Origin of the sequence: Nocardiopsis endophytica (assembly GCF_027706725.1) — a bacterium.
In the GTDB taxonomy this organism is placed as follows: Bacteria; Actinomycetota; Actinomycetes; order Streptosporangiales; family Streptosporangiaceae; genus Nocardiopsis_A; species Nocardiopsis_A endophytica.
This window is the reverse complement of the sequence record NZ_JAQFWQ010000021.1, coordinates 26,124-47,398: the sequence shown is the minus strand read 5'-3', so window position 1 is coordinate 47,398 and position 21,275 is coordinate 26,124. Positions and strand designations below refer to the sequence as shown.

The following is a 21,275-nucleotide window of genomic DNA, read 5'->3' as shown; positions in this document are numbered from 1 at the left end:
AGCGGCTGACGATCACAGGGCGCGAGGAGATCACGATCCTGCTCGAACAGGGGGGAGACCGACGCCCGGATCGCCGAGCGCCTGGGCCGCGACCGCACTCCGGCCGGGGCCCTCAACGACCTCCTCGTTGCAACAACCGATCGACACCGCCGCGGCGGTGCGGCCTCGCGCCCGAATCGCCCGATTCGGCTCGGTCTTCGCCGTTCGGTATAACCGGAGGTGAAGCCCCCCGAACAAGGAAGACCGGCGCATGCCCGACGCACCCCCCGCACGAATCGCGCCGCTGAAGGCCGACGACCCCGCCGCGATCGGGGCCTTCCGCCTCATGGGGCGGCTCGGCGCGGGCGGCATGGGCGTCGTCTACATGGGCCGCGACCGCTCCGGGCTCCCGGCCGCCGTCAAGACGGTGCGGGCCGAGTACGCGGCCGACCCCGGCTACCGCTCCCGCTTCGCGCGCGAGGTCGCCCTCGCCCGGCGGGTCCGCGGCCGCTGCGTCGCTCCGCTGCTGGACGCCGACACCGACGCCGCGACGCCCTGGCTCGCCGTCTCCTACGTCTCCGGCCCCACGCTGCGCACCTACCTGGCCGAGCACGGCCCGCTGGCCGGCGGCGCCCTGGTCGCGTTCGCCGCCGGACTGGCCGAGGCGCTGGCCGCGATCCACCGCGAGGGCATCGTCCACCGCGACCTCAAGCCGGACAACATCATCCTCGCCCCGGACGGGCCCAAGGTCCTCGACTTCGGCATCGCCCAGGCCCTCGACGAGTCCTCCATGACCCACACCGACATGGTCGTGGGCACCCCGGGCTGGATCAGCCCCGAGCGGTACGACGGCGAGCGCGCCGGGCCCGAGTCCGACATGTTCTGCTGGGGCGAACTGGTCGCCTATGCCGCGAGCGGCCGCCCGCCCTACGGGGCGGGGCCGGTCGAGGTACTGCGCTACCGCACCGTGAACGAGGAGCCCGACGGCGCGGCCGACGAGCTGCCGGACGTACTCGCCGGGCCGGTGGCCGCCGCGCTGAGCCGGGACCCGTCCGCGCGCCCCGGCGCGCTCGCCGTGCTGGCCGCCGTCACCGGCGAGGAGCGCGTCCCCGGCGACGGGGACGGTGAGGACGGCGCCCGGGAGCACGCCACCCGGCTGGCCACCCGGGTCATCGACGCCGACTGGTCGGTCCCGGTCGCCGACGATTCCGCCCACCTGCCCAGCTCCCCGCTGCGCACCACGGGCGGCATCCGCCCCATCTCCTTCGCCGGCGAGGCCGTGCACGCCCCCGCCGACCTGGCCGCCCTGTTCGTCCGGCACCCCGACCGCGCCGAGGACTGGCTGCGCCGCGACGGGGCGGCCCGGCTGCGGGCGTGGCTGGAGGAGACCGGCGACACCGCCTACGACCGCGACCACCTCACCGGCATCCTCAGCGCCGAGCAGGCCGCCGTCGCCGCCACTGCGTTCGCCGCCGCCTTCCGCCCCGACGAGGGCCCCGTCCACCGGGGCCGCGACGCGAGCATCGAGGGCCTGCGCGCCCTGGCCGCCGGAGGGCCGGAGGGCCACGGGCGGCTCGCCGAGATCGTCATCAATGAGATCTCCCTGATCACCGCCGCCCACCGGTGCGGCCACGACGGGTGCGGGCGGCGCTGCGCCCGCCTGGAGAACGTCGGCCTGCGGGCCCGCGCCGTCATCGACCGCGCGCTGCTCAAGGCCGACGCCCTGGGCATGGCCGCCGGACCGGCCGAGCGCAACCGCGCCGTGGCCCTGGCCGTGTGCGCCATCGACGACTCCGCACGGGCCGACGCCCCCGCGGACCTGCGGGCCGATGTGCGCCGCGAGGCGCTGCGCGGCTGGTCCGGCCTGGTCCTGCCGTGGTGGAGGGGGCTGCTGGCCGAGGCGGCGGCCGCCGACCCCGGCAGCGACGAGGGGCTGGCGCTGCTGGTCGCGGTCCGGCTGCTGGCCCCGGCCGCGCGCCGCACCGCGGGCGCCGAATGGCGCCGCCGCGCCGACCCGCGTCCGGTGCTGCGCGAGCGCCTGCGCAGCGGTGCCGTGCGGGCGTTCCTCCAGGTGCTGGTCTTCTGGTGGCTGATGCTGGCCCTGCAGGCCGTTGTGCACGGCCTCACCGCGGACGAGCCCGCCGCCGCGCCCCCCGTGGAGGCGGAGACGGCGTTCGGCGGGGCCTTCTCCCTCCAGCTGCAGGTCTGGACGGTGGCCGCCGCTGCCGCCCTGGTGGTCGCCCTGGCTCCGCCCTGGCGGCGGCTGGGCGCGTTCTTCTTCGGGACCGCCCTTGTGACCCTGGTGCACATCGCCACGGTGTTCCTGGACGGGTTCCCGGTACCGCCGCCGCCCGTGGTATCCGAGCCGCTGGTCGCGGCGGCCGACGAGGCGGGCGCCTTCCCCACCGCCCTGGGCGCCGTGGTCCTCCTGGGCGGGGCGGCCGCGCTGGCCCTCTTCATCTGGACCCTGGTGGCCCTGGCGGCCTCACGCCCCTGGACCGTCCCGGTCCCGCTCCTGCCCAACGCCCGCCCTGGCGTGCGCACCGCCGCGGCCGTGGCCGGTCTGACCGCGCTCGTGTGGCTGGGGACGTGGTCGCTCTACCTGCTCGTCGCCGGGTGGTCGGTGGCCGTGGGCGACGCCCGCCCGTCCGAGTTCCGCATGCCGGACGCCATGGCGCTGTTCACGCTGCTGCCGTTCGCCGCGGCGGCGGTGGCCGGGCTCGCCTACGCGCTATGGCGGTGGACCGGCGGCCACCTGCTCTGGATCGGCGCCACGGCGGCGGTACTGGTCCTGCCCGAGGCGCTCCCCCTTGAGGACATGCCCGCCTTCCCGTGGGCCGGGTCCCTGACCGGGCACCTCGTCTCCACCGACCCCGAGGGCGGGGCGTGGACGTCGATGCTGGTGCTGTTCCCCGTCGTCTATGTCGCGGGGACCTGGCTCAGCGAGCGCCTGCGCCATCGCCGGGCCCGCCCCGGCGGGTACGCGGCGCCCCACCCTCAGGGCGGCCACCCGCCGCACACCTGGCACGGGACCGGGCCGGTCCCGGCGGGGCCGGTCGGCCACCCGGCGGGGCCGCCGGCGGGCTTCGCGGGACACCCCATGGGCCCGACGGCGGGGGCGCCCGCGGGGCCGCCCTCCGGGCCGCCGCCGATGGGCGCCGCCTACGGCCCGCCCCCGACCCGCGTCGGCCCGCCCGCGTACACGGGACCCTTCGCAGGACCGCCGACGCACGGTGGGCCGCCGACTCCCGGTGGACCGCCTCAGGGAGTGCCGCCGACCCGGGTGGCGCCCCCTGGCGCCCCCGGTGCCGCGACCGGTGGCCCCCTGCCCGGCGGCGTGGCGCCGACGCGCCTGGAAGGGACCCGTGTGGAGGAGACCCGCGCGGCACCGCCCACGGGCGCGGAGGGGCCCACACAGGTGGCGCCGCCGACCGGTGGACGGCCGGAGGGGAACGCGCCCTCCCCGTCCGACGAGGCGGCGACAGAGGTGGCGCCCCGGCCCACGCAGGGCCCACAGACCCCACAGGACCCACGGAGCTGACCCGGTGACGGGGTGCGGCGCCTACCGCCGGAGTTCCGGTCCGCCGCCGTCGCCCGGAGCGGCCCGCCCCCGGCCCCGGCCCGCATGCCCTCGGCGATCGAGCCGTTCGACCGGTGATCCAATGAATCACCTCTGACCAGGTGCGATGGCGACACGCTCCGGTTACCCGGCGCTGCAATCCCCCTTTCGACAACCTATTGTGATCAACCGGACGCATTGCGTAGGGTTCCGATGTCCTCGGTGACCGCGACCCGCTCTGAGCGGCCGCCCTCCCCCACCGCGGCCGGGTGCCCCCGGCCGCGCACGCAAAGGAGCGGATCACCCCATGCACACGAGGAACCGCCGACCCCGCGCCCTGCGCCGCACCGCCGCCGTCACCACGGCCGCCGCTGCCGCGCTCGCCCTGCTCGCCCCGCCCGCCGCGGCCGAGGGCCCCGACGAGCGGAGCGGGGCCCGCTCCGGCGAGGGCGCCTCCGCCCAGCAGGCCTGGCTCTACGACCCGGCGGTCGTGCCCAACCCGCGGACGTCGCTGGCCTACAGCTTCAGCCGGGGAACGGCCCAGATCCGGTTCGGCACCTACAACGGCACCCAGTACGGGTGGGGCCGCGCGCTCAACGCCAACGGGAACCACTGGATCCGGTTCGAGGTCGACAACAACGGCGACCGGAGGTGGGACCTGTACAACGCCTGGCGGGTCGGGGCGCGCATCTACACGCGCGGCTACCCGACGTCGTCCTCCTCGGCGCGCGCTTTCCGCGCCTGCATCGTGGTGAACCCGGGCGACGGCTGCGTCAGCGGCGGCAACGGCACCTATTGGTGGTGAGGCCCCGCCGCGCGCCGGGCCCCAGGGGTCCCGGCGCGCGGCGGCGCGCAGTGACGCGCGATAGGCGGGTGCACTCGGCGTTGATCTCGGGAGAAACGACGCTTCCGGGCCGCTTTTAGGGGCGCATTTCCCGAGATCAACGACGCGGGGGCGGGCGTTGCGGGGCGCGCGCCCCGCAACGGCCGTCCGATTCCGCGTCAGACCTCCACGTACCAGTACCTGACCGGCTGCTCGCCGTTCACCGTTCCGGGGCCGGTGACCTCGACGATGGCGGGCCCCTCGAACCCCTTGGGCGTCTCGAAGCCGACCATGCCGTCCCACTCCTGGCCCGCAGTGATCCGCTGGGGGGCGGGAGGGGCGTCGTCCGGGGTGAAGAGGTCGGCCTCCTTCATGTCGTCGCCGTAGAAGACGCGGAACCCGGCTTCGGCGAACTCCCAGGACCGGGCCTTGTAGGGGCTCTCGACCTTGTAGTCGACCACGAACGCGTCGGTGTCATCCGTGCTGGCGTCGTTGTTCCAGGTGGGGGTGCCGATTCCCATCACCAGGGGCGTCCCGTGCAGGGCGAGCATGCGTCCGCTCGGGGACACGGCCCGCCAGACATCGGTGGCCTCGATCAGCCCGTCGATGTCGTCGGCGCCGTTCGCCTCGCGTCCGGGAACGTCGTCGCCCAGTGGGCCCGTGACGGTGTCCGAGGTCAAAGTGAGGAGCCAGTAGCCGTAGAAGCCAGGGAACTCCTCGTCGTTGCGGAAGTCGTCCGGTCCCGGACCGGTCCCGGGGCCGCGTACTTCGAGGACGGCGGCCTCGTAGTCGTAGGCGGTGGGCACCGCGTAGGTGCGCCGGATCTCGGCCGACGAACCGGGATCGAGACTGGTCGGCCACAGGTCCGAGGACTCGTCCAGAAGCGGGATCTCGGTCATCAGATCGCCCGCTCCCGCCTTGTCCGACATGTGGATCAGGTCGAGCTCCCGGTCGGTGGTGTTGGAGAGCTTGAACGTGAGGGCATAGGCGGTGAATCCGTCCTCCAGTCCCGGGTGAGTGGCGTACATGTCCGGAGTGACGGCCGAGGAGTCCAGCGCGAGGGGCTCGACCGCTTGGACCTCCACCGTGAGGTCGCCGTCCAGGAACTCATGGGCGTCCCCGGGCGTGCGAAGGTCGGCGGCCTCGCTGCTCTCCATTGACGACAGGGTGTAGTCCCCGCCGTTCCAGTCGGGGGAGACACCGAAGTCGGCGACGCTCCTGGGGCCTTCCAAGGTGCCGCCGCCACCGCGGGGTACGGCGCCGGGGATGCCCATCCGGAAGGGGATATCGGTGAAGAACCAGACCCCGGCGGCGCCGCCGACCAGCACGAGGACCAGCGGGACGGCGATCAGCGTGACGATGAGCCCGCCGGACCCCTTCTTCTTTTTCGGGCCGCCGTGCGGTGGGCCGCCGGGAGGGCCGGGCGGCGGGCCACCGGGGCCGCCGGGCGCACCTGGGGGCGGGCCGCCCGCCGCGGATCCCTGGGGGCCGCCGTAGGGAGCGCCGTCGTGCGGAGGGCCGTACGGGCCGCCCTGCGCAGGCCCGCCGGGGCCGGGCACGCCTGGTGGACCGGGTGGGCCGGGCGGCGGATGGGGGCCGCCGGGCGGAGGCCCCGGCGGCGCTCCGGGTCCGGCCCCGGGCGGCGGCGCGTGACCGGGAGAAGGGTTCGGAGGCGACTGCTCGGGGGACGGTTGAGGCGGCGGGGGCGGATCTCCTGGCGGTGGCTGCTGGCCGCGCTGGCCGGGCTGCGGCCCGGACGGCGGCCCCGGCGGCTGGTGTGGACCGGTCGGGTGCACGTGGCCTTCTCTCATCGTGATGGGGGTAGGGGCGTCACGGCGTCCCTGAACAGCGAATTCTCACCGGCCGCGCGACCGCGCCTCAACTCGCTTCGACCCAGATGGAAATTCGCAGGTGGGAACGTACACCGCCGACGCACGGCCCCGGCGATCACGGGCCCCGATGGCCTGTCCCCGCGCCCTCTCCCCGGCCCCCGGATCCGCGCCTCACACGAAACCGTCGCCGAGGGGGCTGCGCGCCCAGAACAGAGCGTGCGCCGATTCCCCTTCGGGGACGATTCGCCGGTCCGTCACCGTCAACCCCGCCTCGGCGATCCATTCGGCGTAGGTGTCGGAGTCGGCGTGGCTCCACCACATGGGCGCGGGGCCGCCGAGCCAGCCGTCCTCGGTGCCCGTCCAGGCCTGTTGGCCGACGGTGGCGAGCAGGCGCCCTCCCGGCCGCAGCCAGCGGGCGATGCGGAGGAGGAGGCGCCGCTGGTCCCGCAGCGGCATGTGGATGAGCGAGTAGAGGCAGACGACCGCGTCGAATCCGCGGTCGGGGAAGGCGACCCGCGCCGCGTCCGCCCGGATGAAGTAGGCGCCGGGGACCAGGCTGCGGGCGCGGTCGATCTGGACGTCGCTGATGTCGACCCCGGTGACCGCGTGCCCGGCCCTGTCCAGCGCGCGGGCGACGGGGACCCCGCAGCCGCAGCCCAGGTCCAACACGGTCGCGCGGCGTGGAAGGCGGGCGTCGAGGTCGGCGATCCAGTCGGCGTAGACGTGGTCCTCGTCCGCGCGGCGGTAGAGCATCGAGACGGCGTTGTAGCCGTGCCGCACGACGTCCTTGGGATCAGGGGGAAGCGGCGGATCGTGTCGTTCCATGCAGGGGAGCATCGCCGCCGCACCGGGACCGGTGCCACTGGTTTTCCGGCCCGAACGGCACATGCCCCGAGGGCGGGTGTCCGGCTACGTTTCCTGCATGCGGCTCGCTCCGATCGATGTCGGCGACGTCGCGGCGGCCGTCGCCGCCGCCGTGGCGCTCGCCGCGCTCGCGATCAGCTGGTGGAACGCGGCCAGCGCCGGCGGATCGCGGCGGGCCGCCGAGGCCTCCGCGAAGCACGCGGCCCGGGCGGCCCAGGCCGCGGACGTCTCCGCCGAAGCGGCCCGGCGCACCGCCCGGGCCGATGAGACCATGGCCCGGCTCGCGCAGGAGGAGGCGGACCGCTACGTGGTGCCGTGGCGCATCGAGCACGACCAGGGATCCCGCTACCGGCTGGTCCACGACGACGACACCGGCACGGCCCTGGATGTCAGCGTCGAGGGCGAATGCGTGCACGGGGAGTCGAGGGAGGCCCTGGGGCCGCGGGAGACGATGACGTTCCGGTTCGTACCCACCATGGGCGGGAGCCGCGACGTGATCATCCGATGGCGGCGGCCCTCAGACGATGACGGAGAGCTACGCGCCCACGCCACCCAGCCGCCCGCACCGCGATGATGGGGCCCGCGCGGTGGACTCCGCTCGACGCTCGATAGCCCGGTAAGGAGGACCTGCGGACTCTTCTCTTGCTCCAGCATTTTCGCTGGTCAAGAGCGGGGCGACACGCGAGATTGGTATGTCACGCACCCGACTAGCCCAGTGCGATCGCGCATGTTCTTCTCTGGCTATCCGGCCCCGCAGCGGACATCATGCCATAGGCCGTCCAATGGCTCCATTCAGTGTGTTCGCGCCTCGCCTCCGAGGGTGCGGAAGGTGCGGTCGGCATAGACCAGCGGCCTGGCCGGGCGGTTCCGGTGGGCCTCGTGCACCTCTACGGTCGCGATCAGGCTCGAACCCGCCTCTACCAAGCCCAGGAGCGACCCGCTCAGCCAGGAAACCGTACCGCTCAGCACCGGCTCGCCCGTGGGAAGCTCCCGCCAGGGACACCCGGCGAACCGATCGGCGCCGTGGGCGGCGAACCGCCGGGCCAGCTCCGCCTGGTCCTCGGCCAGCAGGTTCACCGCGACGCGGGGCACGGTCCGCACCAGCGCGTGGGCGGACGTGCCGCTCGCCACCGAGAAGGCGAGCACCGGCGGGTCCGCCGACACCGAGATCACCGACGTGGCCGTGAAGCCCGCCGGTCCTGCCCGGGTGCGGAAGGTGACCACCGCCACGCCCGCCGGGTGATGCCGGAACACGCGCTTGAACCGGTCGGCGTCCGCCTTCCCGCCTCCATTCGGCCGGGCATCCGGACCCTGGCCCGGCAGCGCTGTGGTCTGCGGCGGTGCCGTCCACGTCCGTTCGCTCATCCGCTCGCCTCCGTTCCGGGTCCAAAGGCACCCTGGAGCCCCGTCCCGCCCGCCGCCCGGTCCGCCGATGCTGGGGCCCCTTCCAGGACCAGGCGGAGCGCCTCCCCCATGTCCGGCCCGAACTCGGCGGGGAAGGCGTGCCCGAGCCCCGGACGGTGCCACATCCGTACGTCGACGCCGCGGCCGCGTGCCCAGTCCGCGTAGCCGTCGATCCCGGCCTGCGAGCCGTCCTCTCCGTCGCCGAGGACCAGGACCCGCGGCGCGGGCCGCGAGGCGTCCGCCTCGGCGTCCGGGTACGGCCCCTGCGCGGGCAGGACCGGGGCGACCGCCACCGCACCGGCGACCGCTCCGGAGCGCCGCACGGCGACCCGGCTTGCGAGCCCCGCACCCGCGCCGAGCCCGACCACCGCCAGGGGCGCCTGCGGCACCGCGCCGCGTGCCTCGTCCACGCCTTCGGACACCGTGCGCACCGCCTCCTCCCCGCCGCGCCACACGGCCACGTCCGGCGCGATGAGGGCGCCCGACCGCACGGCGAGGACGGCGACGCCGGGCAGCTCCCGCCATAGCCGGGCCAGGAGGCCGATGGGCAGGGGGCCGTTGCCGTGCAGGGCGACGACGGCGGCCTGCGGCCGTTCGGGCCGCTGAAGCCAGACGCGGCGCGGCCTCGCCGCCGCGGCGACCGGCGCGTACCGCCGCGCCACGCGTTCGCGCAGCTCCGGCGCGCCGGGCAGCTCCCATACCGGGCGCAGGGAGGCATCGTCCAGCAGGGCGTCGGCCCACCAGCCACCGTCCTGCTCGCTGCGGTCCAACATCGCCAGCGCCGCCTGCGGGTCGCCCTCCAGACTGCGACAGCCCGCAGCGACGTAGTCGCACCAGCCCTGCACCTCGGGCGCCGCTTCGGCCAGGCGGGCGGCCAGCCGCGCGGCCGCGCCGGTCCGGCCTGCGGTGGTCGCGCTCCTGATCCGGCAGACCAGCACGTCCGGACGGCCGCTCGGGCGGTGCGCGGGACCGTGTCCCCGGCTCGTCCCGGGGGCGCTCGACCCGTTCACGGCCGCATCGCCATCCCCCGGAAAACCCCGTCGGGGTCGTGCCGCCGCAGGATCGCGTCGATCCGGTCGGTCGCGCCGTAGGCGTCGGCCCGCCGGGCGGCGAAGCCCTCCAGGTCGGCGCAGAAGTTGCCGTAGACGCCCGTGGCCCCTTCGCTGCGCACGGAGCGCTCCAGTGCCTCGCACCAGGCGGTGCACGCCTCGTCGTCACGGGGATCGTCCCACTCCGCCTGGGCGGTGAGGAGGAAGCGCGCGCGCCGGTGGGCGAAGGCGGTGGCGTCGTCGTCGGCCTCGGCCGCGGCCCCACCCATGCTGCGCAGGGTCACGGACGCCCCTGGCGGGCGGCCCCCGCCGAAGGCGGCGGCAATGGTGCGCACCGTCGCCGGGCCGAGCGCGTCGAGGAACGCCCCGAAGGAGTGGGCGCGCAGGGTGCTGCGCCACGGCTGGGCGGGTTCCTGGACCGGGTGGTCGCCACTGAGGTCGGCCACGGGTTCGCCCAGGCGCCGGAACGGCTCCAGGACGGGGCCGGCCTCGTGGGGCGGCCCGGCGTAGGCCGCTCCGACGGCCACCAGCCACCGCCCGCGCAGGGCGGGCGGGAGGCCGGCTGAGTCGGGGAGACGGCGGAGGGTGGCCTGCGGGCTCACCTGGTCGGGGCTCGCCCCCACGGCGCGGGCGAAGGCTTCGAGCACGTCGACGGCGTCCGAGAGCGGGTAGAAGGCCTGGGCGGTGGCGATCTCGGGGGCGACGGGGCGGGTGTCGAACTCGATCTCGGTCACCACCCCGATGCCGCGCCCGGCCCCGCGGGCGAGCCAGAACAGGTCAGGGTCCCGGTCGGGGCCCACGTCGCGGCGGCGCCCCTCGGGGTCCACCAGCCCGACCCGCACCACCCGGTCGCAGGTGAGCCCCCAGGCCCGGGTGAACACGCCGATGCCGCCGCCGAGCGCGACGCCCACTACGCCCGTCGAAGGCGCGTTGCCGGTCGGGACGGCCCGTCCGTACGGGACGGTGGCCGCCGCGACGTCGCGCCAGGTGGCCCCGGCGCCAGCGGTGACCCGGCCGGTGCCCGGGTCCAGCACGACCCGGTCGAGGCCGCGCATGTCGACGACCACGCCGTCGGTGCGGACCGCGCCGCCCGCGACGTGGTGGCCGCCGCCGCGGACGGAGGGCTCCAGGCCCGCCTCGCGCGCCGCCAGCACGGCGCGGGCGGCCTCATCGGCCGTGGCGGGGCGCACCACCGCGGCGGGCTCGGCGGCGGTCCGGGTGTTCCACAGCCGCAGGGCATCCCGATAGGCGGGGTCGCCAGGGCGGTGGACCCGGTCGGCGAGCGGTGCGAGGAGCCGCGCCGCCGCGCGGCCGTCCAGCCCGTCACGGCCGCCGGAGGCGCCGCGGGCGGCTGGTGCGGCGGTGGGGGCGGGTGCGGTGTGGGCCCGGCCCGCAGGGGAGGCTGCTCCGGTCATCTGCCGCCCCGCCTACCGGCGCACCGACAGCGCCAGGCCGGACGCCCAGTCCACCATGACGGTGGCGAGCCGCTCGTCCTCATGGATGGTGCTGCGGAACTCCCCCACCAGCCGCGGGTGCTCGTCCACCCACTTGGGCTGAGGCAGCAGGTCGTCGGCGAGGAGGATGCCGCCGGGGGCGAGGAGTCCGACGGTCAGGTCCCGCTCGTAGAACTTGGGGTGCCCGGCGTCGGCGAAGATGAGGTCGTACCCGGCGCCGGCATTGGCGCGCATCCACTCCCGGGTGTCGGCGCAGTGCACCTCGACGCGTTCGTCTCCGGCCAGGATGCCGCTGGCGAACGCGCACGCCTCCTCGTGGACCTCCACGGTGTCCAGACGGGCGTCGGGGGTCATGCCGTCGAGGATCCACGCGGCGCCGACGCCCACACCGGTACCCAGTTCCAGGATGCGGCCGCCGGGCTTGCTCGCGGCGAGCACCCGCAGCAGCGCCCCGGTCTCGCGGGAACTGGACAGCTCGTAGTCCTCGCGCCGGGCGCACTCCTCGGCCTCGATCACCCGGGGCGGAACGATCCCGGCCATGTCGCTGTGCACTGCCTGTGTCACGAGATCACGCCTTCCATCCAGTGCAGCATCGCGGGGTAGACAGCGCGAGCGGCGCTGTCGGTGTGGATCCCGTGGCCCTCGCCCGGCAGGCGGAGGAGGTCCGCGCCGTCGTGGTGGCGGTAGTGCTCCAGGGACGCGACGGGGATCCTGTCGTCCTTCTCTCCGTGGGCGATGAAGTGGGGGGTGCCGAGGCGGCGCGGACGGTCACCGAGCCGCTCCCCGAAGGCGAACGCGGCGAACTCGCGGACGGGGCCGTAGCGGCTGTCGGCGACGTCGCAGGGGCTGACGAACCCGGCCAGCACCACGGCGCCGACGGCCTCGGGCAGCGTTCCGGCGCAGGCCGAGGCGATCGACCCGCCGTAGCTCATGCCCAGGGAGACCACCGGCCCGGCGGCGAGCGCGCGGGCGGCGGCGCAGGCGTCGGCGACGTCGTCGACGCCGTACCGGAAGGCGGAGCGGGGCCGGAAGCGCGCCTCGCGCAGCCCGCTGGAGCGCACGTTCACCTTGACCACCCGCCACCCTGCGGCGGACAGCACGTCCACCAGCGGGGCGTACTCGGACCACACCGGCTCGTGCGGCCCGCCGGGGAACACCAGGCAGGTCGCCCGCGGAGCAGTCGGCGGGTCGTGCACCACACAGGGCACGGGCTGGCCCGCGTTGTCCACGACCTCGGTGCGCACCTGGGCCCGTTCGGGGTCGGCGCCGGGGGCGGGTGCGTCAAGGGGAAAGAGGTTGCGAGGCACCCACGGGGTGGAGGCGGCGTAGGCGACGTCCCCGTCGGGGGAGGCGGCGAGCGAGCGGACGGTGCCCAGCGCACCCGCCTCCCACACCGGCTCGCACTCCCCGGTCGCCCAGTTCCACACGACAGGCTCCAGGCGGGGCCACCGCTCGCGCACGAGGACGGCCCGGTGCTCATCGATCCAGGCCGCGACGGGCTGCAGCACCTCGCGTAGGGAGTGCGGTCCCGCGCTCGTGCCGTCGGCGGTGCGGAAGACGTGCGTCTGGAAGTCGGAGCGGTTGCGGACCACGACCAGCGCGTGCGCGCGGCCGGGCGAGCAGGAGATGAGGCTGACGGTGCAGCCGGGCGGCAGGGGCACCGACCACCGTCCGGCACCGGTGCCGCCGCGCAGCCGCCCGTCGGCCACGGACAGCAAGGCCCCGTTCGGGCCGAGGGCCGAGGCGTGCCGGTGGACGGGGTCGTGCACGGCCAGGTCGGCTCCGTTCCAGTCGGCGACGGTGCCCAGCTCCACTCCGCCGCGCAGCGTGGACCACCCGTCGGGGCCCAGGGCGATCTGCTCGCCGCCGTCCTCGGACGGATCGTGGAGCAGGCAACTCAGTGCGTCGCCAGAGTCGCCGGTCATAGGGCGGCGGGCCCAGCCCGGGGGTGCGGCCACGGTCTCCCAGGCCCCGCCGGGCACGGCGGCGGCCAGGTCACGGCCGCCCCACGCGGTGGCCGAGACGACCCAGCGGCCGCGCCACCAGGCCACCGAGTTCGGGGGGTGGTCGATGAGGGCTTCGGTGAAGGGCCGGGGCAGGCCCTCCACCACGGCCCCGGAGCGCCGGGGCAGGCGGGCGAACCCCTGGTGGTGCTCGGGGGCCGGATGCAGCGTGGTCATTCGTCGCCTCCTCGTGTCGGGTCGCCGGTCCGCCCGTCCTGGGAACGGGCCCGCGGTTCCAGGCCGCCGTCGTCCCCTCCGCCGGCCGCCTCGCGCAGGGCCGCGCGGGCGGCGCCGCCGGGGCGCAGGCCCAGCGCGATGAACGCCAGGGCCGCGAACTGCAGAGCGGCCAGGAGCACGAACGCCCAGCCGGCGGCGGCGCGTTCGGCGATCAGGTCCCAGGCCTGCGGCAGGAAGGGCATCAGTACCTGCCCGAGGACCATCGCCGACACCACGACCCCGCCGAGGCGGGCGTCGGCGAACCGCCGTTGGAGCAGGGTCGTGCGCGCCACTGCGGCCGCTCCGGCGCACGCCCCCGCCGCCAGGGCGGCGGACAGCACCACGGCCGGGTGCGCGGACAGCGCGAAGGCGGCCAGGGAGCCGCCGAGGGCGGCGGTCGCGCCGGCGAGCGCGGCGTACTGGGCGGCGGGGCGCTCGGCGCGGGACGCCAGGCGTGCCCCCACGATCGATCCCACCGCGAGGGCGCTCAGGGTGATGCCGACCTCCGCGGGGTCCACCACCTGGGGGACGGCGACCGAGAAGGTGAAGATCGCCCCCTGCCCGGCGGCCCCGGACACGACGACGGCGCGCGCCACCGCGTCGCCCCGGATCGCGCGGAACCCCGCGGTGAAGCGGTTCCAGAAGGGGTCGGGCGGGGAGGCTGACTCGGGGCCCGCGTCGGCCGGGTAGGCCCGCTCGTAGCGCCCGAGCAGGGCGAACGCGGCGAGCAGCAGGGCCACCGCCACCGCGACCACGACGGACACCCCCGTCGCCTGCAGCACCCAGACCACGGCCGGGGGCACCAGGATCTGCAGCGTGTTCCACTGGACGACCAGCATCGCGTTCGCCCGCCCCAGGACGCCCGGCTCCTCCGCGTCCTCCAGGATCCGCGGCAGGGTCGCCCGGGTGGCCGACAGGTAGGCGGTATCCAGCGCGGAGACGGCTCCGACGAGCACGTACAGGATCCACGAGGGCGCTCCGGGCAGCAGCAGCACGGCCGCGAACAGGCCGATTCCGACGGCCCGGGCCGGGACGGTGAGGCGGGCGAAGCGGGCCCGGCGCTCGGGTCTGCGGTCGAGCGCGGCCGTCAGGGCGGGCGCGAGGAGCATCGGGGCGATCCGCAGCGCGAACCCCAGCGCGCCCACCGACAGCACCGCGCCGTAGGCGGCGGTGGTCAGCATCAGGACGAGGACTTCGAACGTCTCGGTCCCGGTCAGCGCGAACCCCGCGCCCCACCAGGCCGACCGCAGGGCGGGGTGGCGGCGGCGCAGCTCACGGGCGGTAGGGGCGGCCGGGCCCGACGCGTCGGCGCCCGACGCCGCCTTGCGCAGCGGGGACCTCATGGCGCCTCGGGGTCCAGCTCGCGCGCCCGCTGGCGCCAGGCCCCGGCCTCGCCGCCGCGGCCCAGCTCCTCCAGGGCGCCTGCGGCGCGGTGCGCGGCGTAGGCGCCCGCCAGGGTTCCGGCGGCGGCGGCGCGGGTGAAGCACCGGACGGCGCGCCCGTCGTCGCCCAGGGCCCAGAAGGTGTCGCCCGCGACGAGGTTGGCGTAGGGGTCGGCGGGGTCGATGGCCGCGATCCTGTCGGCGGTCTCCTCCGCCTCCGCGGCGCGTTCGACGGTGCGCCCGTAGAGGAAGGCCTTGAGCGCGGCCTCCAGAACGAGCCGTTCGGCGTGCAGGGCCGCCAGGTGCCAGGCCGGGGTGGCGGCGACGGCTTGGAGCTCGGCGGCGATCCGGCGGGCGGTGTCCAGGCGGTCGTGGGCGGCGTCGCGTTCGCCGCGCATCCAGTCGTGGAGGGCGACGGCGCGGTCCAGGTGGCTCCGGTAGAGGTTCCACTCGAAGGTGTCCTCGCCGGACTCGCGCAGTACCCGTTCTCCGAAGTCCACCCACCGGGTGCGGGACTCGGCGTCCTTGGTGCTGCGGCTGTAGTGGGCGATGAGGCGGACGGCGGCGCCGAGGCGGAACAGCGGGGGCCAGGCACCGCTGTCGGCGACCTTGGCGAAGTGCGCCGCCGCCTCCTCGGAGCTGCGGGAGGCGCTGTAGGCGGCCCGCAGCACCTCGATGTACAGGAGGCGGTCGCGGCGTTCGCGCGCGGTCGCGCCGAGCCGCCGCACGACCGTGCGGTAGCGCGACTGCAGGTTGAGGGAGGTCGCGGCGAGAACGAGCTCGTCGGTCGCGGCCTCGGAGGCGCGGTCGAGGGCGCCCGTGAGGCCGCCGGGCGCGTCACCGTCGCCGCCGTCCGCCGCCGCGGAGGGGGCGTCGGCCAGGCCGCACCCGGCGGCCACCTGCTCCCGGAACCCCGCCGGGTAGAAGGATCCGGGGACCAGCCGCTGCACCGGCGTGACGCCCGCGGCCATGTCCTCGACGACCGCCAGCCAGCGGGTGGCCATCGGCACCGTCTGCGGGGAGGGGGACAGGTCCCCCAGGTAGTAGGCCCAGACCGCGCGGCGGTGCTTGGCGTCCCCGGCGAACCGGTCACCGGCGCGGACGGCGCGCAGCGGGGTGGCGGGGTCGCGCTCGTACCGGGGCAGGGGGCCGCGCGGTGCGTGCAGTGTTCGGGTCATCGTGGTGCCCCTCGTACGTGGTCTTACTCGATGTAGCCGGGCGAGAGGGCGTAGCGGCTCTCGCTGTCCGCGGGAAGGAGAAACTCCGGGTGGGGGATGACCACGCGGACGACCGGCGGTCCCTCACGGGGGGACAGGTCGGCGGCGACGGGGTCGGCGCCGAAGCGCCGCGCCACCGCCGCCCCCAGGTCGGCGGTGGCGGCGGGGTCCGCGGGGTGGGCGACCGGCACCTCCATGGCGGAGAGGTGGTCCAGGAAGTCGTTCTGGCGGCGGGCCATCTCCCGGGGCCGGGCGACCTCGGCGGGGTCCGACGAGGCGTTGGCGAGGGCCGCGCGCACGCTCACCGCCTCGCACACGGCGTGCCGGACCGCCGGGCGCAGGTCCGCGGCCCGCCGGGCGCAGGCGCCGAAGGTAATCTGCTCCTTGTCCCGGCGCAGCACGGCGGCCAGGACGGCGCTTACCGGCAGGTCGTCGTGGATGCGCCACACGCGCACGGCCAGGCCGGCGCGGTCGAGCTCGGCGCGGACGCCTTCGGGGAGCGCCGGCTCCAGGTGCGCGTCAACCGCTTCCAGCCGCGCGGTCCCGTGCCACACCCGCCGTACGGCGTGCCGTTCGAGGGTCTCCAGCAGGGCGGTCTCAGCGGCGACGGCGGGGTCGGGGTGGGCCGCGGTGCCGACCGAGGACTGTTTCCACCGCAGCGGGCGGCCGTCGGTCCACTTCAGCAGGGAGGTGATGGCGGGGACCGCGGCGGGGCGCGGGGGCCCGGCGCCGCCGAGGGCGGTTCCGGGCAGCCACCATTCCTCGTCGTCAAGGGCGGGGACGGGCGCGATGGTGGGCACGCCGCCACCGAGGAGGTCCGCGCGCCGTCGAAGGAGGCCGGGACCGTTCTCGATCAGCGCGGTGCGCTCGGTGTACTCGGCCTCGGCGCGTGCGGCGGCCCGCTCGGGGTCGGTGTCGCAGGCGCCGCCCACGGCCGTCTCGGCGGGGCCGCGGTGGGTGGCGAGGAAAAGTGTGCCTGCTAGGATCGGCCAGGTCTTCACATCGACTCTCCGGGCATGCGCGATTCTGGATGTGTCGGTGCGGGGACGGGGTGGGAGCCGGAGGCGTGGTACCAGCACGCCGCCCAGCCCCCACCTGTTCACCGAGGGGCCGGCCGCTGTGCGCTAGGCGTGGTGCGTCGGCCCCGTCCGACCGGCCTTAGGCCATGTAGTCGGTGCACAGCAGCACCGGGTAGTCCTGGTCGTCCTCCTGAACGCCCAGGTCCCAGTCGAACTCCATGGTGCTCTCAACGGTCTCCTGCATCGCGGTTCACCTCATTCGATTCGTGTGGATTCTCTTCGTCCGGCCGGATGCACGGGTCCAGCGCCGGGACGCCCCCGGTGAATGACAGAGTCGATCCCAGGAGAATTCAGCCGCCCCGATCCGGGCCGCGCATTCAGCCCACACCTCCGCCGGGAATGCGAACCCAATTCGCTTTCCCTGTGAGGCGCATGGACAAGCTAGCCGCGCCCGTAATGGCGCGTCAACGACGGTGACCGATTCGGGACAGCCCGGCACGGACCATTCCACTATTCGGACCAACGGCCGACCCCCCTCCGTGACATCACGATCGCCGAGCGCGAGAAACTCCTGGCAAAGCTGGGTGCGAACGCAGGAAGCAGGGAATGGCCGACCAGACCTCCGACCATACGCACCATCCAGGATCCATTACGATGCGTCACGATCTCCCCCTCCCCTGCACAATTCGATCCTCACTTGAATCCATTGCGAAAAGCGAGGCCGAGAGATACCTCCCGACCCGGCCAAGATCACTTCCCAGCGAACCCGAATACCTGAAAAGGTTTCCTCATTTACTTCCACGCGCCACCCACCCGCCCCCACCTGGCACATTCTTGAAAAATATGAATTCCGGATAGGCTGCATTCACTCCTCCGGTCCGCGCGGGGCGGGGCGCCGTTCCACGGTCGCCCTCCGCTCCGAAGGGGATGCCGCCCGATCCCGGTCAGCCCTGCAATCGGTCCGGCGGGGCGTGGTGCAGGATCGTGTCGAGCCAGCGCTCCGGGGAGCCGCGCACCCCGCCCTGCCAGGCGATGTGGCCGTCAGGGCGGACCAGGACGAGGCGGTCGGCGGGCTGGTCGGCAACAACGAGGACGGTGAGGCGCCCGGCTCCGAGGCGCAGGCGGAGTCCGTCCGCGCCGGCCACCGCCCGACGGGGGTCTCCGGTGAGCAGCGCCCACGCTCCGCCGAGCTCCGCGTACAGCCGGGTGTCCCCGGCCCCGTCGGCGCGGCGGCAGCTCCGGTCGGGCATCCGGTCGCCAGGCCTCCGGCCGCCGACCCGGCCACCGGCGCCCCGCGCGAGCGGACCCTTGCGATAGCTGATGCCGAGCTGGGACGCGGTCCGCCACACACGGCGTTGCACTGCGGGCCTGTTCACCAGCGGGTAGAGCACGTGCTCACGTAGGAACGCGATCGCGGGGTGGGTGCTCAGCAGCAGCCGGTCGACGCCGCCAACCGACCGAACCACCTTCTCGGCGACCGGTCGGCGCTCGGCCTCGTAGGTGTCGAGCAGGTCCGTGGAGGCCTGTCCCTGCGCCACCAGGGCAAGCTTCCAGGCGAGGTTCTCCGCGTCGCCGAGTCCGGTGTTCATGCCCTGGCCGCCCACGGGGCTGTTGATGTGCGCGGCGTCCCCGGCCAGGAGGACGCGGTGCCGCCGGTAGGAGTCACTGAGTCGGCGGTGTATGCGGAACGACGATGTCCACAGGACGTCGTCTCCGGAGGGGAGCACCATTCCGGTCCGTCGGCGCAGCATGCCGTCGAGCAGTCCGGCGATCCGTTCGGCGGGCGGGTCATCGGGCTCGTTCTCAGGGAGCGGCGCCATCAGCCTCCACAGGTCGTCGCCGGGCAACGGGATCGCGGCCAGGGAACCGCCTTCGGCGGCCCACATGGACGCGAAGCCCGGTTCGACCGGGAGGGCGACACGCACATCGGCCAGGAGGAAGCGTTCGGGGGCGGTCTCCCCGAGCAGGGGGATGCCGACGGCGTGTCGGACCCGGCTGCCCGCGCCGTCGCAGGCCGCGACCCAGTCGGCGTGGGTGGTGAGGCCGTCGGCGAACGCCACGCGCGCGGCGTTGGTGTCCTGCACGATGCCGGTGACGGCGCGGCCCCATTCAATGTGCCCGCCCAGCTGGGTGACTCGTTCGCGCAACCGGGCCTCGATCTCGGACTGGGGGATGACCAGCGCGCTGCGACCGCCCAGCACGACGCCGGCCGGGACCGCGAGGCGCAGCTTCTCCTTGCCGTGGACGTGGACGATGGTCCCGGCCATGTGAACCGAGCGCTCGGGGAGGTCGCCCAGGGCGCCCAGGCGGTCCAGCACCTCGACGCCGCGGGGTTGCAGCCCGAGGGCGCGGGAGGTGGTGGCGGGGGCGTCGGCGGCGTCGACGATCCGAACGTCCACACCGGCGACGAGCAGACCACAGGCGAGAGCGAGCCCTGTGGGCCCGGCCCCGACAATCAGTACTGAGGACACCGGCTCCCCCTCGCCCGCAGTCTCCCCTTACGGGGAGGGTAACGAGGAGGGTGGAGCCGTCGGCATCGCGTGGTCATGCAGAGGCGATTCATCCCCGCCTGCGCGGGGAGCAGGCTCGCTGAACTGGGGCGATTTCTCGAGCAACTGCTTGTTTCAAACCACTCCGCTTCCTCGAACACACACCTACAACCAATCGTGCTCGCGTGCATAGCGGGCCGCCTCGTGGCGGGTGCGGGTCTGGGTCTTCTGCATCGCGTTCGACAGGTAGTTCCGCACCGTCCCCTCGGCCAGGTGGAGTCTCGCCGCCGTGTCCGCCGCCGAGTAGCCGTCCCGCGTCTCCCTCAGCACGTCGATCTCCCGGTCCGTCAGCGGGCAGTCGTCGATCACCGCCAGCGCCGACACATCCGGGTCGATCCACCGCTTCCCCTCATGCAGGGCGCCGATCACCGTCGCGATGTGCCCCGGTTCCGCCGACTTGCTCACGAACCCCTGCACGCCCAGCTTCAGCGCCTTGCGGAGCACCCCCGGCCGCGCGTGCCTCGTCAGCATCAGCACCGCCTGTTCGGGCAGCTCCCTGCGCACCGCCGACACGGCACCCAATCCGTCCGTCCCGGGCATCTCCAGGTCGATCACGAGCACGTCCGGCCGGTGCCTCAGCGTCGCCGCGACCGCCTCCTCCCCGTCCTCCGCCTCGGCCAGCACGGTGATCCCGCCGTCCATCGGGAGCAGGGCGGCCAGCGCCTTCCGGAGGAGCGCCTCGTCGTCGGCCAGCACCACGGTGATCATCGGTCGGTCGTCCTCCCCTGTGCGAGAGCTCCCGGAAACGCCGCGGCCGTCCGGAACACCCCGTCCTCCTGCTCCACCGTCAGTTCTCCCCCTTCGGCGGCCAGGCGATCGCGCAGGACGGCGAGCCCGCCCAGTGCCGCCGTCCCCCCGCCGTCCACCCCGTCATTGGCGACCGTGAGCCCCGCCTCCGAGACGGTGATCCATACGTGTCCGGCCTCCGCATGGCGCAGGATGTTGGTGGTCGCCTCCCTGAGGACCTGTCCCAGCATCTCCCCCGCGCGCGCACCGACCTCCCCCGTCCGCTCCACCTCGACCCGGATGCCCGCCGCCTCGAAGAGGTTCTTCGCGTTCTCCAGCTCCGCGGAGAAGTTCAGCCGCCGCTGTGCGTAGGCGAGCTCCTTGGTCCGCGCGATCGTGTCCCCGACGAGCCCGTGCACCTCGTCCAGCTCCTCCCCGGCGCGCGCCGGGTCGCCGTGGCCGTCCTCCAGCAGCCTCTTCGCCAGGGCGACCTTCAGCCTGACCACGTGCAGCGTGTGCCCCTGGATGTCGTGCAGGTCCCCGGCGAAGCGCACCCGCTCCCGCATGACCGCCAGCTCGGCGTCGCGCTCCTGCGCGCGCTCGAGCTCCCCGATCACTTCGTGGACGGCGTAGGCCAGGACCGTGAGGACGACGCCGGGCGTGGCGATGCACAGCGCGACGACGCCATGGCGAAGGAGCACATCCACCGCGTCGTCGCCCATCACCGCCGGTCTCACCGCGACGATGGCGGCGATCGATGCGGCCGTGCCCGCGACCAGTGCCCACCGGAGGCGCGGCACCTCGAAGGCGATGACGGTCGCCACGACGGCGAAGGCGTAGATCCCCGTCGGCGCGTCCGCCGCGATCGCCGCGGCCGGCCACACGGCCGCCGTCACGGCCAGGGCGAGGAGCGCGAGCGGCGAGTAGCGGCCCACGGCCCACCGCTTGGCCACCAGCAGGGCCGTCACCAGACCGGCGGCGAGGAGCACCGCGACCTGCCACGACCCGGCGTCTATCGCCACGAGCAGCGCGCCGACCGCGGATATCGAGCCCATGACGGTCCTCAGGCTGAGCAGGCGCAGCCTGCTCCCGGTCTCGCCGGTCCGCCCGTCCCCCACTCGGTCCCCCTCCACCACCGGATCCCGTCTGGCCCGCCCCTGCGCCGCCCGGGCCCAGGCCAGGGCTGCGGGGCGCACCCG

At 74.9% G+C, this 21,275-nt stretch carries 16 protein-coding genes; 3 read left to right on the top strand and 13 right to left on the bottom strand.

The genetic code is table 11. The features are described from left to right. Window positions 1-250: 250 nt before the first annotated feature. Entirely contained in the window at window positions 251-3,520 is a 3,270-nt protein-coding gene (locus tag O4J56_RS09795; RefSeq protein ID WP_270685332.1) for a serine/threonine-protein kinase, read from the top strand. Between the two features lie 325 nt (window positions 3,521-3,845). Next, entirely contained in the window at window positions 3,846-4,343 is a 498-nt protein-coding gene (locus O4J56_RS09790) for a hypothetical protein (RefSeq protein ID WP_270685331.1), read from the top strand. Window positions 4,344-4,540: 197 nt separating this feature from the next. On the opposite strand, the gene O4J56_RS09785 is transcribed toward O4J56_RS09790, so the two are convergent. Both O4J56_RS09785 and O4J56_RS09780 read right to left on the bottom strand, forming a co-directional pair. Next, a complete protein-coding gene (locus tag O4J56_RS09785) occupies window positions 4,541-5,920 on the bottom strand; it encodes a hypothetical protein (protein WP_270685330.1) in 1,380 nt (459 codons plus the stop codon). 444 nt (window positions 5,921-6,364) lie between these two features. Further along, on the bottom strand, window positions 6,365-7,018 hold the full coding sequence (locus tag O4J56_RS09780) for a class I SAM-dependent methyltransferase (RefSeq protein ID WP_270685328.1): 654 nt from the start codon (window positions 7,016-7,018) through the stop codon (window positions 6,365-6,367). A gap of 97 nt (window positions 7,019-7,115) precedes the next feature. On the opposite strand from O4J56_RS09780, the gene O4J56_RS09775 reads away from it, so the two are divergent. Next, window positions 7,116-7,631, top strand: a complete 516-nt coding sequence (locus O4J56_RS09775; protein WP_270685325.1) for a hypothetical protein — start codon at window positions 7,116-7,118, stop codon at window positions 7,629-7,631. Between the two features lie 218 nt (window positions 7,632-7,849). On the opposite strand, the gene O4J56_RS09770 is transcribed toward O4J56_RS09775, so the two are convergent. The 11 genes from O4J56_RS09770 to O4J56_RS09720 all read right to left on the bottom strand — a co-directional run bounded on the left by O4J56_RS09770 (window position 7,850) and on the right by O4J56_RS09720 (window position 21,272). After that, the gene (locus tag O4J56_RS09770; protein ID WP_270685324.1) at window positions 7,850-8,422 is read right to left on the bottom strand and encodes a flavin reductase family protein; all 573 of its coding nucleotides are present in this window, start codon (window positions 8,420-8,422) and stop codon (window positions 7,850-7,852) included. Further along, on the bottom strand, window positions 8,419-9,471 hold the full coding sequence (locus O4J56_RS09765; protein WP_270685323.1) for a hypothetical protein: 1,053 nt from the start codon (window positions 9,469-9,471) through the stop codon (window positions 8,419-8,421). Before O4J56_RS09765 ends, O4J56_RS09770 begins: the two co-directional genes overlap by 4 nt. Beyond that, entirely contained in the window at window positions 9,468-10,925 is a 1,458-nt protein-coding gene (locus O4J56_RS09760; RefSeq protein ID WP_270685321.1) for an FAD-binding oxidoreductase, read from the bottom strand. The genes O4J56_RS09765 and O4J56_RS09760 overlap by 4 nt, the downstream gene beginning before the upstream one ends. 12 nt (window positions 10,926-10,937) lie before the next feature. Next, window positions 10,938-11,528 carry an O-methyltransferase gene (locus O4J56_RS09755; RefSeq protein ID WP_270685320.1) on the bottom strand — a complete coding sequence of 197 codons (591 nt, stop codon included), beginning with the start codon at window positions 11,526-11,528 and terminating at the stop codon, window positions 10,938-10,940. Next, window positions 11,525-13,144: an alpha/beta hydrolase gene (locus O4J56_RS09750; protein WP_270685318.1), complete on the bottom strand. Its 1,620-nt coding sequence runs from the start codon at window positions 13,142-13,144 to the stop codon at window positions 11,525-11,527. The genes O4J56_RS09755 and O4J56_RS09750 overlap by 4 nt, the downstream gene beginning before the upstream one ends. Continuing rightward, window positions 13,141-14,526: an MFS transporter gene (locus tag O4J56_RS09745; RefSeq protein WP_270685317.1), complete on the bottom strand. Its 1,386-nt coding sequence runs from the start codon at window positions 14,524-14,526 to the stop codon at window positions 13,141-13,143. Before O4J56_RS09745 ends, O4J56_RS09750 begins: the two co-directional genes overlap by 4 nt. Then, entirely contained in the window at window positions 14,523-15,743 is a 1,221-nt protein-coding gene (locus O4J56_RS09740; protein ID WP_270685315.1) for a hypothetical protein, read from the bottom strand. The genes O4J56_RS09745 and O4J56_RS09740 overlap by 4 nt, the downstream gene beginning before the upstream one ends. Window positions 15,744-15,766: 23 nt before the next feature. After that, on the bottom strand, window positions 15,767-16,783 hold the full coding sequence (locus O4J56_RS09735) for a YcaO-like family protein (protein WP_270685313.1): 1,017 nt from the start codon (window positions 16,781-16,783) through the stop codon (window positions 15,767-15,769). A 962-nt stretch (window positions 16,784-17,745) separates the two neighbouring features. Then, entirely contained in the window at window positions 17,746-19,272 is a 1,527-nt protein-coding gene (locus tag O4J56_RS09730) for an FAD-dependent monooxygenase (protein WP_270685311.1), read from the bottom strand. 183 nt (window positions 19,273-19,455) lie between these two features. Beyond that, window positions 19,456-20,058 carry a response regulator transcription factor gene (locus O4J56_RS09725; RefSeq protein ID WP_270685310.1) on the bottom strand — a complete coding sequence of 201 codons (603 nt, stop codon included), beginning with the start codon at window positions 20,056-20,058 and terminating at the stop codon, window positions 19,456-19,458. After that, the gene (locus tag O4J56_RS09720) at window positions 20,055-21,272 is read right to left on the bottom strand and encodes a sensor histidine kinase (protein ID WP_408639100.1); all 1,218 of its coding nucleotides are present in this window, start codon (window positions 21,270-21,272) and stop codon (window positions 20,055-20,057) included. The genes O4J56_RS09725 and O4J56_RS09720 overlap by 4 nt, the downstream gene beginning before the upstream one ends. Window positions 21,273-21,275: the final 3 nt, after the last annotated feature.

Excerpts from the sequence above, each read along its gene's own strand:
- O4J56_RS09780 (WP_270685328.1), bottom strand. The coding sequence starts at position 7,018 with ATGGAACGACACGATCCGCCGCTTCCCCCTGATCCCAAGGACGTCGTG.
- O4J56_RS09770 (WP_270685324.1), bottom strand. The coding sequence starts at position 8,422 with ATGAGCGAACGGACGTGGACGGCACCGCCGCAGACCACAGCGCTGCCG.
- O4J56_RS09760 (WP_270685321.1), bottom strand. The coding sequence starts at position 10,925 with ATGACCGGAGCAGCCTCCCCTGCGGGCCGGGCCCACACCGCACCCGCC.
- O4J56_RS09750 (WP_270685318.1), bottom strand. The coding sequence starts at position 13,144 with ATGACCACGCTGCATCCGGCCCCCGAGCACCACCAGGGGTTCGCCCGC.
- O4J56_RS09795 (WP_270685332.1), top strand. The coding sequence starts at position 251 with ATGCCCGACGCACCCCCCGCACGAATCGCGCCGCTGAAGGCCGACGAC.
- O4J56_RS09740 (WP_270685315.1), bottom strand. The coding sequence starts at position 15,743 with ATGACCCGAACACTGCACGCACCGCGCGGCCCCCTGCCCCGGTACGAG.
- O4J56_RS09725 (WP_270685310.1), bottom strand. The coding sequence starts at position 20,058 with ATGATCACCGTGGTGCTGGCCGACGACGAGGCGCTCCTCCGGAAGGCG.
- O4J56_RS09775 (WP_270685325.1), top strand. The coding sequence starts at position 7,116 with ATGCGGCTCGCTCCGATCGATGTCGGCGACGTCGCGGCGGCCGTCGCC.
- O4J56_RS09745 (WP_270685317.1), bottom strand. The coding sequence starts at position 14,526 with ATGAGGTCCCCGCTGCGCAAGGCGGCGTCGGGCGCCGACGCGTCGGGC.
- O4J56_RS09790 (WP_270685331.1), top strand. The coding sequence starts at position 3,846 with ATGCACACGAGGAACCGCCGACCCCGCGCCCTGCGCCGCACCGCCGCC.